General features: G+C 52.2%; 13 protein-coding genes and 1 tRNA gene. 2 read left to right on the top strand and 12 right to left on the bottom strand.

From position 1 onward, the window contains the following. Nucleotides 1-30: 30 nt before the first annotated feature. Nucleotides 31-1053: an extracellular solute-binding protein gene (locus QFZ34_RS20845; protein ID WP_307285050.1), complete on the bottom strand. Its 1023-nt coding sequence runs from the start codon at nucleotides 1051-1053 to the stop codon at nucleotides 31-33. A 121-nt stretch (nucleotides 1054-1174) separates the two neighbouring features. Continuing rightward, nucleotides 1175-2233, bottom strand: a complete 1059-nt coding sequence (locus QFZ34_RS20840) for an ABC transporter ATP-binding protein (protein ID WP_370878821.1) — start codon at nucleotides 2231-2233, stop codon at nucleotides 1175-1177. Between the two features lie 271 nt (nucleotides 2234-2504). Here QFZ34_RS20840 and QFZ34_RS20835 point away from each other — a divergent pair, with 271 nt between their 5' ends. Continuing rightward, nucleotides 2505-2906: a GFA family protein gene (locus QFZ34_RS20835; RefSeq protein WP_307285044.1), complete on the top strand. Its 402-nt coding sequence runs from the start codon at nucleotides 2505-2507 to the stop codon at nucleotides 2904-2906. Nucleotides 2907-3160: 254 nt separating this feature from the next. Here the strand turns inward: QFZ34_RS20835 and QFZ34_RS20830 are convergent, their stop codons facing one another. From QFZ34_RS20830 to QFZ34_RS20785, 10 genes are all read right to left on the bottom strand, one after another. Continuing rightward, nucleotides 3161-3631 carry a YbaK/EbsC family protein gene (locus tag QFZ34_RS20830; RefSeq protein ID WP_115053069.1) on the bottom strand — a complete coding sequence of 157 codons (471 nt, stop codon included), beginning with the start codon at nucleotides 3629-3631 and terminating at the stop codon, nucleotides 3161-3163. After that, nucleotides 3628-4434 carry an MBL fold metallo-hydrolase gene (locus tag QFZ34_RS20825; protein ID WP_307285039.1) on the bottom strand — a complete coding sequence of 269 codons (807 nt, stop codon included), beginning with the start codon at nucleotides 4432-4434 and terminating at the stop codon, nucleotides 3628-3630. The genes QFZ34_RS20830 and QFZ34_RS20825 overlap by 4 nt, the downstream gene beginning before the upstream one ends. Continuing rightward, on the bottom strand, nucleotides 4427-5215 hold the full coding sequence (locus QFZ34_RS20820) for a TatD family hydrolase (protein WP_307285036.1): 789 nt from the start codon (nucleotides 5213-5215) through the stop codon (nucleotides 4427-4429). The genes QFZ34_RS20825 and QFZ34_RS20820 overlap by 8 nt, the downstream gene beginning before the upstream one ends. A gap of 4 nt (nucleotides 5216-5219) precedes the next feature. Beyond that, nucleotides 5220-6767 carry a methionine--tRNA ligase gene (gene metG / locus QFZ34_RS20815; RefSeq protein WP_307285031.1) on the bottom strand — a complete coding sequence of 516 codons (1548 nt, stop codon included), beginning with the start codon at nucleotides 6765-6767 and terminating at the stop codon, nucleotides 5220-5222. A 98-nt stretch (nucleotides 6768-6865) separates the two neighbouring features. Then, nucleotides 6866-7918, bottom strand: a complete 1053-nt coding sequence (locus QFZ34_RS20810) for a DNA polymerase III subunit delta' (RefSeq protein WP_307285027.1) — start codon at nucleotides 7916-7918, stop codon at nucleotides 6866-6868. Continuing rightward, entirely contained in the window at nucleotides 7915-8586 is a 672-nt protein-coding gene (gene tmk, locus QFZ34_RS20805; protein ID WP_307285024.1) for a dTMP kinase, read from the bottom strand. The genes QFZ34_RS20810 and tmk overlap by 4 nt, the downstream gene beginning before the upstream one ends. A 91-nt stretch (nucleotides 8587-8677) precedes the next feature. Beyond that, nucleotides 8678-9886, bottom strand: a complete 1209-nt coding sequence (locus tag QFZ34_RS20800; protein ID WP_307285021.1) for a D-alanyl-D-alanine carboxypeptidase family protein — start codon at nucleotides 9884-9886, stop codon at nucleotides 8678-8680. Beyond that, the gene (locus QFZ34_RS20795) at nucleotides 9873-11129 is read right to left on the bottom strand and encodes a septal ring lytic transglycosylase RlpA family protein (RefSeq protein WP_442439618.1); all 1257 of its coding nucleotides are present in this window, start codon (nucleotides 11127-11129) and stop codon (nucleotides 9873-9875) included. The genes QFZ34_RS20800 and QFZ34_RS20795 overlap by 14 nt, the downstream gene beginning before the upstream one ends. Before the next feature lie 435 nt (nucleotides 11130-11564). Beyond that, nucleotides 11565-12119 carry a cytochrome b/b6 domain-containing protein gene (locus QFZ34_RS20790; RefSeq protein ID WP_307285017.1) on the bottom strand — a complete coding sequence of 185 codons (555 nt, stop codon included), beginning with the start codon at nucleotides 12117-12119 and terminating at the stop codon, nucleotides 11565-11567. Continuing rightward, nucleotides 12109-12366: a PepSY domain-containing protein gene (locus QFZ34_RS20785; protein ID WP_307285014.1), complete on the bottom strand. Its 258-nt coding sequence runs from the start codon at nucleotides 12364-12366 to the stop codon at nucleotides 12109-12111. The genes QFZ34_RS20790 and QFZ34_RS20785 overlap by 11 nt, the downstream gene beginning before the upstream one ends. 512 nt (nucleotides 12367-12878) lie before the next feature. On the opposite strand from QFZ34_RS20785, the gene QFZ34_RS20780 reads away from it, so the two are divergent. Beyond that, nucleotides 12879-12968 (top strand) — tRNA-Ser (locus QFZ34_RS20780). Nucleotides 12969-12990: the final 22 nt, after the last annotated feature.

The raw sequence follows: 12990 nt of genomic DNA, 5'->3' as shown, positions 1-12990 counted from the left end.
CCCGTGAAGCCGGGCGCTCGTCCTTTTTGATTAGTTGTCGAAACCGACTTTGTCTACGAGTTCGCTTGCTTCTTTGCGATGGCTAACAACTTCGGTCAACGGGGTTGAGTCGATCTTGAGCTCGCCAAAAGAGGCAATGATCGGATCTGCTTTGGCACCGGCCTTTACAGGATATTCGAAATTGGCTTCGGCATAGATTTTCTGTGCTTCATCAGAAACCAGATATTCGAGCAGCTTGACAGCCTCGGCCTTGTTTGGAGCATGTTTTGCAACTGCTGCGCCGCTGATATTGACCTGCGTTCCTCCATTTTTGAAGGTTGGAAGTACGACCTTGATTGCTTCGCCCCATTTGACCTGGTCTTCGCCGCCCTTTCCAGAGCGCATCAAACCAACATAGTAAGAGTTTGCAATTGCGATATCGCAGATCCCGCCAAGAATGTCCTTGGCGCCGTCGCGATCACCGCCGCCAGCTTTGCGGGCGAGGTTGCCTTTTACGGCTGCAAGCCACTTTTCGGTCTCGGCTGCATCATAATGGGCCAGATAGCTGGCAAAAAGCGCTGTGTTGTAAGGATGCTGGCCGGAACGAATGCAAATCTTGCCCTTCCATTTCGGGTCTGCAAGGTCTTCATAATTGAAGCTGGCTAGATCGAGGTCCTTGGCCGCATAAAGAACGCGGGCACGCATGGACAGGGCAAACCAGTTACCCTTTGGATCGCGCAAAGTTTCCGGAATGGATTCTGTCAAAACTGCGGATTCGACCGGCTGTGTGACACCTTTATCAACCAGATCGACGAGGTTGCCTGCGTCAACTGCCATCAAAATGTCTGCAGGAGAGCTTTCGCCTTCGCTGGCAACGCGTTCAGCAAGTCCGTCTTTCATAAATACGGTATTGACCGTGATTCCTGTCGAAGCCTTGAACGAGTCCAGCAAGGGTTGAATCAGGCCTGGTTCCCGGGTGGTATAAATATTGAGTTCGGCAGCGGATGCTGCGCCCGCACCAATGGCAAGAACGCCGGCCAGTACAATTGATTTTGCCGTATTGGATGGATGCATTGTAACCCCCTTGGAAAATGAAAAAACACAGTCATGGCAAAACCATACTTGATTGATCTTATCAAGTTTTTAGGATGTAGCTGGTTCCATATCACGAAATGTTGATTGGGTTTGTCTTTGGCTAGAGGGCTGGGAAAACCAACAAACCTTCTGCTTTTACCGTAAGGCCTATATGGTCTGCCGTGCCGGGAAGCCGGTCGAATGTCTTCACATGCAATGGCTCAGTCAGCCCTTCAACATTGACCATGATCTGTTCGGTATCGCCCAGGAATATCCGTTTGGCTATTTTCCCTCTCAGTTGGCTCTGGTCAGTGCTGACCGAAATCGCCTGAGGGCGCAAATAGGCGGTGACTGCTGTCCCGTCATTTACCGGGGCTGTACAAGCATAGGTGCCTATCGCTGTTTCAATATGCCCGTTGCGATAGATGCCCGGGACTTTGTTAAAATCTCCAAAGAAGTCTGCTGCATAGGGTGAATTTGGCGCGTCGTGCAGTTCATACCCTGTCCCTGATTGAACGATACGTCCTTGCCGCATAAGGATAATGCGATCTCCGGTTGAGAGCGCCTCTTCGGGATCATGCGTTACCATGATGACCGTTGTGCCCAACTCCCGCAGCAACCCGAATGTATCGTTTCGAACTTTCTGCCGTAATCCCGAATCCAGACTGGAGAATGGCTCGTCCATGAGCAGGATATCAGGGCTGGGGGCGAGGGCACGCGCCAAGGCCACGCGTTGCTGCTCGCCGCCGGAAAGCATGTGCGGGTAGCGCGTGGTAAGCGATGCGATTCCTACATGCTCGATGACTTCTTGGGCGCGCTTAAGCGCTTGCTGCTTGGGCAAAGCCTTCAAACCAAACAAAATATTCTGTTCGGCCGTCAAATGCGGGAAGAGGGCGTAATCCTGAAATACAAACCCGATCTTGCGCATTTCAGGCTCAACGAAACGCTGCGGCCCGGCGATTTCCTCACCCTGCATTAACAGGACGCCACTGTCGGGGCTGTCGACGCCTGCAATAATTCTTAGAAGCGAGGACTTGCCGCAACCAGAATGACCTGCAAGGCAGATGATTTCACTCGCCTGGATCGACAGCGATATGTCTTTAAGCGCATCAACTGCCCCAAAGCGTCTGCTGACCGTGTCTAGCTGAAGAATCGCCGCTTGGTGCTCAGGTTTTTGCATGTTCATTTCGTTTGTCTCGGTCTGCTGCCATTGCATGTTGCCTTGATCCGTTAAATTGCGATGAAATGCAAATGATGTGCGGCTTTTCAAGGTAGGGCGCGGACAGGTTTTAGATGCGGCGGTTGACAATTCCGTGAAGCTATACAATCGTTGATACTGCGCATCCCTGTCCTACGGGCCGATAAATCATGCTGTCCGCCTGTGACAGCGATCAAACTGCGCCTCACCAAAATCCCAAAATTTCATTACCGAAAAGACGGAGGGTTTTCCCATGACCGATGCTCAATGCGTATGCGGTGGACTTAGACTGACAATGCGAAAGCCAACAAAGTTGGTTGCCGTGTGTCATTGTTTCGCTTGCCAGAGGCGAACAGGCACATCATTCAGCGTTAATGCGTTCTATGCGGCTGATAGTGTCGAGATTTCGGGAGCTGCAACGGAGTACAGCCGTGTTGCCGAAAGCGGGCGCAAGGTTCGCATGTATTTTTGCCCGAGCTGTGGTTCAACGGTCTATTGGAAACCCGATGCGGATCCGACAATTGTTGGTGTAGCAGTGGGTACTTTGGCTGACCCAAATTTCCCGGCGCCGACGATGTCAGTTTTCGAGCAATCAAAACATCATTGGGTGAGTTTTGCCGAAGGAACCGACTGTTTCCAGGCAAGTCCGGTGTAGGATTGCAATTGGCACGTCGACGCCAAAAACAACCGGGCGACCGTGCGGCGTTCGTCCACACTCAACTGTACAAGAGCGAGATTGCTCATCTGCAATTTCCTGGATGTCGTATGGTCCGGGGAGTGTGACATTTCAACTTTACAGAGCGCCTACACTTAAGTCGCATAAGATAGATTATGGAACTAATGGGATGACCAAAACCCAGCTATGACGCGGTTTTGCTTGATCAAAAACCTTGATTAATGCATCGAGATCTAAATTGTAATGTCAGCAATATGCGCTTTGGCGGCTGTTGCCAGCCTGTGTGGTTCACATGGAAAAACAAAGTTCGTTCCACCTGCTGCTGCCCACACAATATCAAACTGCATCAGGCTTTCATCTGCATATGTCTGGATTTCGATCAGATGGCCCAATGGCGATACTCCGCCGATAGCAAAGCCCGTTTCCTTGCGCACATATTTCGGGTCGGCCCGATGCAATGGCTCGCCTGTCAGTTTGGCGGCCTTGTCGAGGTCAAGCTTGCGCGGCCCGGATACAAGGAAGAGATAAAGACTATTGCTGTCTGCACCCTGAAAAACCAAGGATTTGACGATTTGCGCTACCGTAACGCCGCATTGTACTGCCGCATCTTCAGCCGTATGCGTTGAATCAGCCATTTGGCGAATTTCGATGTCGAGACCGGCGGCTACGGCGGCCTGCCGGACACGTTCAACGCTCTTGCTCACAATTCGACCTCAAAAGACAGCCCGTCATAGGCCGGTTCGACATTATCTGGAGTTTCGCGAAGCATAGTTCCATAATCCAGGGGTATATGCATATGTGTAAGATATGCTCGACGAGGTTTCAACTTATCAATCCAATCCATTGATTCTTCGAGTGAAAAATGGCTTGGATGTGGACGATACTGCAAAGCGTCGATGATCAAAGTATCAAGGTTGAAAAGCTGAGCTGCAGTTGTGTCGGGAAACGCATTCACATCGGAACAATAAGCAACATCGGCGATCCTGAAAGCCAGGGAAAGAATGTCGCCATGTATCTGAGGCAAAGGTAAAAATCTGATTGGTCCGCCCGGCCCGTCAATTTCGAAGGCTTCGTGATGGGTAATCTCATGCGGTCGCAAGATCGGCGGATAGCTTGAGCCTTCCGGTGTTTTGAAACAGTAAGAAAATCCCTCCATCAAGCGTCTTTGCGTCGCTGCGTCGGCATAGATATTCACAAGATCGCGTCTGTCGATGACAAAGGTGCGCAAGTCATCGAGCCCATGAATATGGTCGGCATGGGCGTGAGTATAGACAACGGCGTCCAGCTTGCCGTGACCAAAATCGATCATCTGCGAGCGGAAATCCGGCCCCGTATCAACAATGACTGTTGTGGTGCCATGATCGCCAATACGCTCGACAAGCATCGATGCGCGCCGGCGTTTGTTTTTTGGCTCGTTCGGATCGCAATTGCCCCAGTCACCATTAAGCCGCGGCACGCCGGGCGACGAACCGCATCCAAGGATAGTGAAGCGCAAGCGATCAGGCATGAGCTGGCCTTGGCATCTTTGTAAACAGGCGGAACACATTGTCAGACGTTATATTGGCGATTTCAGCCTCGCTTACGCCAATCGTTTCGGCCAGAACAGCAGCCGTATGGCGAACGAAGCTCGGCTCGTTGCATTTTCCGCGATGCGGCATGGGTGCAAGATATGGAGCATCGGTTTCGACCAACAGCCGGTCGCGCGGAACATTTCGTGCAATCTCCCGAATTTCGGGCGAGTTTTTGAAAGTCAGAATACCGGAAAATGAGATATAGCCACCAAGCTCTACACCCACTTGTGCAAGTTCGGCACCGGACGAAAAGCAATGTAGAATGAAAGGGAAGGCGCCCTTCCCTGTTTCTTCACGCAAGATCGAGATCATGTCTTCGTCGGCGCTGCGCGCATGGATGACCAATGGCAGCTGCGTTATTCTGGATGCCGAGATATGTGTCCGGAAACCCTGATCCTGCGCTGCGGGCGGCGCATAATCATAGTGATAATCAAGTCCTGCCTCGCCAATGGCCACGACCTTTGGATGTTTTGACAACTCGACAAGCTCGTCAACCGTCACATCCAGCTCTTCGTGGGCATTATTGGGATGCGTGCCAACGGAGGCGTAAACGCTCTCATAGGCCTCCGCGATCGCAATGATGCTATCGAAACGGCGAACACGCGTGCAAATCGTTACAAGGCGCTTGATGTCATTATCAAGCGCCCGCTGAACGATGGCATCGCGTTCCTCGGCGAAATCTGCAAAATCCAGATGGCAGTGACTATCAACAAGCATCAGTCTATTCCGCTTTGTCTGCTTCGACGTAGCGAGGGAAAATAGGCTGCGGTGCAGGCAAATCGCCACCCGGAACAAGTTGGCTTTCCACGAGGTCAGTAAAGTTGCGCTCGTGGGCCGGTACCGCCAGAATATCGAGCAATTTCTCAGCCGAACCCGGAATGAATGGCTGGCAAAGAATACCGACACGCCGGATCACTTCTGCTGTCACATAAAGAACAGTTTCCATGCGGGCTGGATCGGTTTTCTTCAGCGCCCAAGGCTCCTGCCCTGCAAAATAGCGGTTTGCTTCGGCCACGACGCCAAAGATTGCCGCCAAGGCCTGATGCAGTGCCTGAACGCCAACAGCTTTGCGTGCCGTATCCAATGCCGCGATTGCCTGATCGAGAATTGCCTTGTCGGCTTCAGTCAATTCGCCAGGTTTTGGCACTTTGGCCTCGCAATTCTTGGCGATCATCGACAGCGAACGCTGCGCCAGATTGCCAAGATCATTGGCAAGATCGGCATTTGTACGATTGACGATCGCTTCATGGCTGTAATTGCCATCCTGACCGAACGGTATTTCCCTCAGCAGGAAATAACGCAACTGATCAAGCCCGTAATGTTCCACGAGCGCAGTTGGATCAATCACGTTGCCAACCGATTTCGACATTTTCTCGCCGCGGTTAAAGACAAACCCATGCCCGAAAACCCGCTTAGGCAATTCGATCCCGGCAGACCAGAGAAATGCTGGCCAGTAAACCGAGTGAAAGCGGATAATGTCCTTGCCGATAATATGCACATCAGCGGGCCAATAATGCCAAAGATCTGCATTTTCGTCCGGGTAACCTGTTGCCGTGATGTAATTGGTCAGGGCATCCACCCATACATACATCACATGCTTTTCGTCGCCGGGAACAGGGACGCCCCAATCAAACGTGGTTCGTGAAATTGAAAGGTCTTTCAGTCCGGATTTGACAAAGGACACAACTTCATTGCGTCGCTCATCGGGTCCGATAAAGCTTGGATTCTCGCTGTATAGTGCAAGCAGGCGGTCCTGATAGGCTGACAGACGGAAGAAATAACTCTCTTCTTCAAGCCATTCCACAGGCGTGCCCTGCGGGCCGTAACGCACATTGTCCGCACGCAGCTCCGTCTCTTCTTCCTGATAATAGGCTTCGTCGCGCACGGAGTACCAGCCGGCATAACCGCCCTTATAAATGTCGCCCGCATCGGCCATTTTCTGCCAGATCGCTTGCGAAGATTTATAGTGGCGCTCTTCCGTCGTGCGAATGTAGTCATCAAACGAAGCATTCAAAAGATGCCCCATGTCACGGAAAAGTTTAGCATTTCTATCAGCGAGTTCACGCGGGCTGATGCCTTCTTTGCGCGCCGTCTGCAGCATCTTGATACCGTGCTCGTCCGTTCCACTCAGGAACATGACATCCTTGCCGTCATGGCGGTTGAAGCGTGCAATAGCGTCGGTAGCAATCACCTCATAGGCGTGACCGATATGCGGGCTTCCGTTTGGATAAGCGATGGCAGTCGTGATGTAGAATTTTTCGCGGCTCATGGGTACCTGACTCTGTCTCTTCTTTCCGCATCTTGGGAAAAGTTGACATAACGCAAGTCAGACGTGATTGCCATAGTGGGCGGGTTCGCTGTGCGGCTCTAATTGAATGCCCGCTGGCTACGCTCAAGAAAAATCAATACGGTTTGTTTGCGATCAAGATTGAAGGCCGCAGCATCCCTCGCCTCATTCTGGATTTCCCGCCATAGCAATGACCAGCGATTGGCTTCGTCGGCACTTCCCCGCTCGGCGGCAAGTCGTGCTTTTACGGCGATCCGCGCCAGCAAATCATCGAGGAACAAGTCATATTGAATCTCCGCGTCACGGCCCGAGAGGGCTGTTGCCAGAGCGTGAGCCTTTGGCACGTCAAAAACGCGTTTTGCCAGTATGCTGTCCACCGCCGCCGAGATTTCGAGCCCGCCAAAGGCGAGCAATAGCGCGGCCTTGCGCACGCTGCCATCCGCATGAGCCATCAATTGATCTGCATCGGGCAGTGTTTGGGTGTCGAGATTAATCGCCTGTAATGCCGCTGATAGATCCTCGTTCGCCAGTGGTTCGAAACGAATCGATTGGCAGCGCGAACGAATTGTCGGCAATAGCCGCCCTGAAGAATGCGATATCAAAATGAAAAGTGTTCGTTTGGGTGGTTCTTCAAGAGTTTTTAGTAAGGCATTGGCAGCATTACGATTCATGTCATCAGCTGGATCCACGATTACAATGCGCCATGCGCCATCATGCGATGTCCGGTTTAGAAAATGTCCTACGCGCCGAATTTCTTCAACCGGTATTCCGGTCTTGAATTTTCCGCCTTTTGCATCAAATGGCCGGCTTATATGCAGAATGGAAAGATGCGTTCCGGTCGCAATTTGCCTGTAGGGTGCGGTTGCGAAATCAGGTGTTGCAAGCGTCAATGGTGCGGTTTCAGGCTGGGGATATCTCAGCATATGTCCAGCGAGATGAAATGCCAGCGTCGCCTTGCCAACACCTGTAGGACCTTCAAGAAGCAAGGCGTGGTGCATTTGGCCGGACTGATAGGCTTGAGCCAAAAAGGCTCTTATCCCCACATGACCAAACAGTGCTGGATTTGCTGAAGGCGACGGAACGCCATCAATAGCGTCATGTGTGGCTGGTACGTCCAGAACTGGCTCGCTCACTTCGCCGCCTCAACTGTTTGAGTGTCTTTGTGCTTGTTTGCAGCCCTCACCTGATCAACATAAGCGATGATCTCGGCCGATATTATATCGATAGGCCGATCCGCAGCGATAACTTTGCAGCGCTTCGGCTCTGCATTGGCGATAGCAAGATATGCCTCGCGCCGTTTTATATGCAGTTCCACGGTCTCTTTTTCAAAGCGGTCCGCAATGTCAGCGCCGCGCCGCTTATTGGCCCGCTGAAGGCCAAGTTCCGCAGGCAGGTCGAGAATGATCGTCAGGTCCGGAATCAGGCCGTTAATAGCTGTCCGTTCTATGGCACGCATAAGCTGAGGGTCCAGATTTCCCGTAACACCCTGATAAACGCGGCTTGAATCAATATAACGATCGCATAACACCGTGCGCCCAGACTGCAATGCCGGACGGATAACCTGCTCCACGTGGTCATTTCTCGCAGCGGCAAACAAAATTGCTTCCATTGCGGGCCCCAGTGATTCTGCCGCACCGCTCAGAATAACGTGGCGGGCAGCTTCAGCTCCTGGCGTCCCGCCGGGCTCGCGCGTTACCAGCACGTCTTCGCCGTCAGAACGCAAATACTCGCTCAACCGGGCAATCTGGGTGGATTTGCCAGCGCCCTCGCCGCCTTCAAATGTAATGAACAATCCCTGCACGCCTCGATCTCTTCGTTACTGGCATGAACCACGTACTGCAAACATGCAATATGGCATGTCTACTGATATTGGGAGGCAATTGCCAAGAAGTTTAAAAGTTCAATCGACGCATCCAGCCCGTGGTCAGCTCGAATACCGCATTCAGCGAGCGTTCCGTGAGATCGCCGCTTTCTACGGCTTCCGCTGTATAGACCGGCGTTTCCTGCACGAGCGCATCGCCAATCCAGATACGTAATGTGCCAACTTTTTGATCCGCTTCGAGCGGCGCCACCAATGGTCCATTATAGACCACATGTGCCTTGAGGCGGTCGCGGTTTGCCACGGGAACAAGTATGCTCACTTTCTCATGCGCTTTTAGTGGAACGCCGGACTTTACGCCGCCAAATACGCTGGCCTCGCCAACAGATTCGTTGGGTGCGAAAATGTCGACTTCTTCAAAGGCCTGATAAGCCCATTCAAAGATGCGCTTGGCTTCCTCGGCACGTTCTTTGTCTGTCGCAAGGCCGCTCAATGCAACGATGTAACGCCGACCGCCCCGCTCTGCCGCACCGACAATGCCATAACCGGATTGCTCGGTGTAGCCGGTACCCATGCCGTCTGCGCCAATATCAAGCCTCAACAGCGGATTGCGGTTGCGCTGAAAAATGTTGTTCCAGGTAAAATTGTCCTGCGCATAGGTTTTGTAATATTCGGGGTATTCCTTTTTTATGTGTCGCGCCAACTTCACAAGATCGGTTAGCGATACCCGCTGCTTTGGGTCCGGCAGCCCGGTGGAGTTGACGAACGTCGAAGTGGTAAGCCCTATTTCCTTGGCGCGCGCGTTCATTAATTCGGCAAATTTCGCCTCTGAGCCCGCAATTCCTTCCGCGAGAATGATGCAGCCATCATTAGCCGACTGCACGATGACGCCTTGTACCAGATCGCCGACCGCGAGCTGGGATTTAAGTTTGGCGAACATGGTCGAGCCACCGGATGGCGCGCCGCCCGTGCGCCAGGCATTCTCGCTGACAGTATATTGCGTCGTCTGCGAAATCCTGCCCGCCTTCAACTCATGAAACACCACTTCCATCGTCATGAGCTTTGCCAGAGCCGCCGGCTCGATCAGCGTGTCGGGCGATTTGGCGAATAATATTGTTCCGGTCTGGTCTTCAACCATAAGAGCCTGTTTGGCTTTGGTGTCAAACAGCGCTTCCTCGGCATTGGCAACCAAGGGCGTGAGCAAAATACCAATACTCAAAGCACAGGTATGAATATGCTTTGTCAGATAAGAGAATGTCCTGCCGGGCTTAGCTTCTGTCATCGCGAACAACAAATGCGTCTGTTGCGCCAGCCTTCCAGGCTGCCTGTAACAATGCATCAGTCTGTTTTGCGGTGTCAGCCTTCGCGGCGAGCGCGATACGGCTACCTGCCGGGCTGGCGACTTCGGAAAGTTTTATTTTGCCAAGTGGCGCAAGTGTGTTCATCAAGCGCGTGGCTTCTTCCTTGTCGGCAAAAAGGCCAATATCAACATACTCGCCCTGGAATGCGCTTTGCGAGGCGCTCATTGATTTCCAAGCGCTTGTTACAGCTTCCGGCGTCAACAGCATTTCCGTCGCTGCGGCAGGCGCATGCGCCATTTCTATACGCTCGCTGGCATAGGAATTGACGAAGGGTGAGGATGTAGGCTTCTGGGCCTTATATGAGCCTACGAGTACCGCAGGTTTATCGGCAATAAATGGCCCGATCAGAGGCAGAACCGGATCGATATCCGTGTTGAACGACAGGCCCGTGTCATCGACCAGACTTGGCTGGGATTGCGGCATCGCCAATTGGTTGGCCTGCTCCCCTAAAGAAACTGGCTGTGTGCCAAGGCTCGCGACCTGAATACCGGCTGGTTCAGGACGCACCATACCGGGAACGGGCGTCTGCTTTCTCGCTGTTGGCGTGGTGCCATTCATTGCGATCATGACGCCGGATGCCGGTTGCCCCCAAGGATCAGATGCGCCTGGTCCGCGATAGGATGCCATGAGAAAACGATCATCATCGCCCTCAAGCGGTGCGCGGCCAACATATTCAACTTTTACATCCGCTGTGCCGGTATGCTGATAGTCCAGCATAGTGGCAGCACGCTGCGACAGATCGATTACCCGGTCGCTATGATAGGGTCCGCGATCATTGACGCGCACAATAACTGACGCGCCATTTCCAAGATTGGTGACGCGTGCATAGCTTGGCAGCGGCATAGTTGGGTGCGCTGCGGAAAGTTGTGCCGTGTCATAGACTTCGCCATTGGCGGTCAAGCGCCCGTGAAATGCCGAACCATACCATGAGGCCCTGCCCTTGCGCACATAGCCCGGCTCTTCCTTGGGGTAATACCACTTGCCTGCAACCTGATATGGACGTCCGACCTGATTGCGGCCACCGCCGCGTGTGATCTTTCCGCCGGTCCAAACGCGCGGGCTTGCCTTCACACCATATTTGGATTCGGCAAAATATTCCTTGCCGTGGGACTTCTTGGCGATTTTGGCCTTTGGCGAAGCGCAGGCTGTCATGAGAACACCCATGGCCACGACGCCCGCAATGCGGCTGAACTCGAAAACTCGGAAGGTTTTGGCTTTTGGCAATGCAAACCACCGGCCTGCACGGCCGTCCCCACAATTTTACATCAAGGCATAAATACCAGATTGAAACATCTGCGCAAAGCCGAGACACATAACCGGATTTGTACGACGTCCATCAATGTCATCCAGAGGTTGATACGTTGTTAACAAATGCTTTGCGGGATTGATAATATTACGCATGTTTATGGATGGATTTGCAAGCGTAAGGCAGGTGATCTTGAGCACGCGCCCCGACGTCTAGGCGATGGCCTCCAGACTGCCATCTCCATAAACAATTGTTAATGCTGTTCCCAACTGAAAATGACGTCTGGTCGCATTCTCCCAATGACGACAACCCTTTTCCAAGCGTTGCAGTATATTTCTGAGAATCTGAGTGCCCTATGTCAGTCTCTTCCGCCCCGTAATCATCGCTGCGACGAGATTTTCCTTGTGACGAACACTGGCGAGAAGGACGCCGGCCAAATGAAGCGCCACAAGAAAAATGACACCGTTGGCAAGAAACTGGTGCACATCTTCAAGTAACTCTTCGCCAAAGAAACGATCCGTTGTTAACAGCCAGCCGGTCAGCCCTGTCATGCTTATGGTGAGCAATAGCGCCAGGATCATTGCGCCACCGGCAGGATTATGCCCGATATGACGCTCTTCTTTTCCCCGCCAGATTTGCTTGAGATACCCAACTGTCTCGGCAGGTCCTTTCACAAAGTTTGTAAATTTGACAAAGCCACCATCCAAAAAACCGGCAAAAATACGGATGGTAACGATGGTAACGGCGCCATAGCCCAGATATTCATGAACCCAGCGGATATTCTCGGACATTATCCAGGCGCCCAATACACAGGATGCGAGTGTCCAGTGCATGGCCCGGATATATCCGGGCCATGTCTTGATGGATTGTCGCTCTTGCGACGCTATTTCTGATAGCTCACTTGTCATCGCCCATGGCCTTGAAGCTTACTGGATCAAAGAACCTTTCCAGTTTCTCACCACTCGCTTTGGTCGCATAGGCTTCATAGCAACCATTCTCTGTCTTGATCTTTTTGACTTTCCATCCCTCACCCTCAAGCTGTTTCTGCAGCGCCTCTTTTGGCTGCCACTTCTCTTTAGGGGTATCGCATTTGGGGGCAGCCATTGCGGTGCTGGCAACGAGAGAAAGTGTCAAAGCGGCAAAAATGGATTTCATGGTCTTGTCCTTCTTCAGGTTGTGACGTGACCTGTCTGAAGGCAATTGCTGACACGACACTGAATGGTGAGCGCTGGTCCCTTCATAATTGAACGTGCTGATTTTCGCCGATTTTTTTTGGAATCAGAAAATTCGTCAATAGTGAATTAATTACTGGAACCAATCGTGCGGAAATGGATTTTACTAATATCAGGACGGCATCGAACATGTTTCGGAAAGCATCCTGATAGAGGCTCAGTATCGTCCATGAATAAAATCATGCGGCAATCTGGGCCTCACTTTTGTATGGTTTCAGTCCCATCTTGAGAGCCTGACATTGTTTCCCATTTGGGGCTCGTCTGGCCTTTATTCACATCTAATATCGCCAATGCAAATAGTCGCTGCAGAACAGGTTGACGCGGCAATCCGAAAGGCTATAAAGGCCCCCGAACAACATTCGGCAGACAAGTAATTGCAATTGCTTTATCCCCGAAATGACCCTGAACCAGGTCATCAAGTGTTTTCAACAGGTTGGAGGGGTGGCCGAGCGGTTTAAGGCACCGGTCTTGAAAACCGGCGTAGGTGAGAGCCTACCGTGGGTTCGAATCCCACCCCCTCCGCCATTTTATTGCAGTAAATGATAAA

This window comes from Phyllobacterium ifriqiyense (assembly GCF_030817885.1).
Taxonomy (GTDB): domain Bacteria; phylum Pseudomonadota; class Alphaproteobacteria; order Rhizobiales; family Rhizobiaceae; genus Phyllobacterium; species Phyllobacterium ifriqiyense.
The sequence above is the reverse complement of the archived record's forward strand: the minus strand, read 5'-3'. Positions and strand labels throughout refer to the sequence as shown.

Bases quoted from the DNA above. Each gene is read 5' to 3' on its own strand.
- QFZ34_RS20845 (WP_307285050.1), bottom strand. From the start codon at position 1,053: ATGCATCCATCCAATACGGCAAAATCAATTGTACTGGCCGGCGTTCTT.
- QFZ34_RS20840 (WP_370878821.1), bottom strand. From the start codon at position 2,233: ATGCAAAAACCTGAGCACCAAGCGGCGATTCTTCAGCTAGACACGGTC.
- QFZ34_RS20835 (WP_307285044.1), top strand. From the start codon at position 2,505: ATGACCGATGCTCAATGCGTATGCGGTGGACTTAGACTGACAATGCGA.
- QFZ34_RS20825 (WP_307285039.1), bottom strand. From the start codon at position 4,434: ATGCCTGATCGCTTGCGCTTCACTATCCTTGGATGCGGTTCGTCGCCC.
- QFZ34_RS20820 (WP_307285036.1), bottom strand. From the start codon at position 5,215: ATGCTTGTTGATAGTCACTGCCATCTGGATTTTGCAGATTTCGCCGAG.
- metG (WP_307285031.1), bottom strand. From the start codon at position 6,767: ATGAGCCGCGAAAAATTCTACATCACGACTGCCATCGCTTATCCAAAC.
- QFZ34_RS20800 (WP_307285021.1), bottom strand. From the start codon at position 9,886: ATGACAGAAGCTAAGCCCGGCAGGACATTCTCTTATCTGACAAAGCAT.
- QFZ34_RS20795 (WP_442439618.1), bottom strand. From the start codon at position 11,129: ATGGGTGTTCTCATGACAGCCTGCGCTTCGCCAAAGGCCAAAATCGCC.
- QFZ34_RS20790 (WP_307285017.1), bottom strand. From the start codon at position 12,119: ATGACAAGTGAGCTATCAGAAATAGCGTCGCAAGAGCGACAATCCATC.
- QFZ34_RS20785 (WP_307285014.1), bottom strand. From the start codon at position 12,366: ATGAAATCCATTTTTGCCGCTTTGACACTTTCTCTCGTTGCCAGCACC.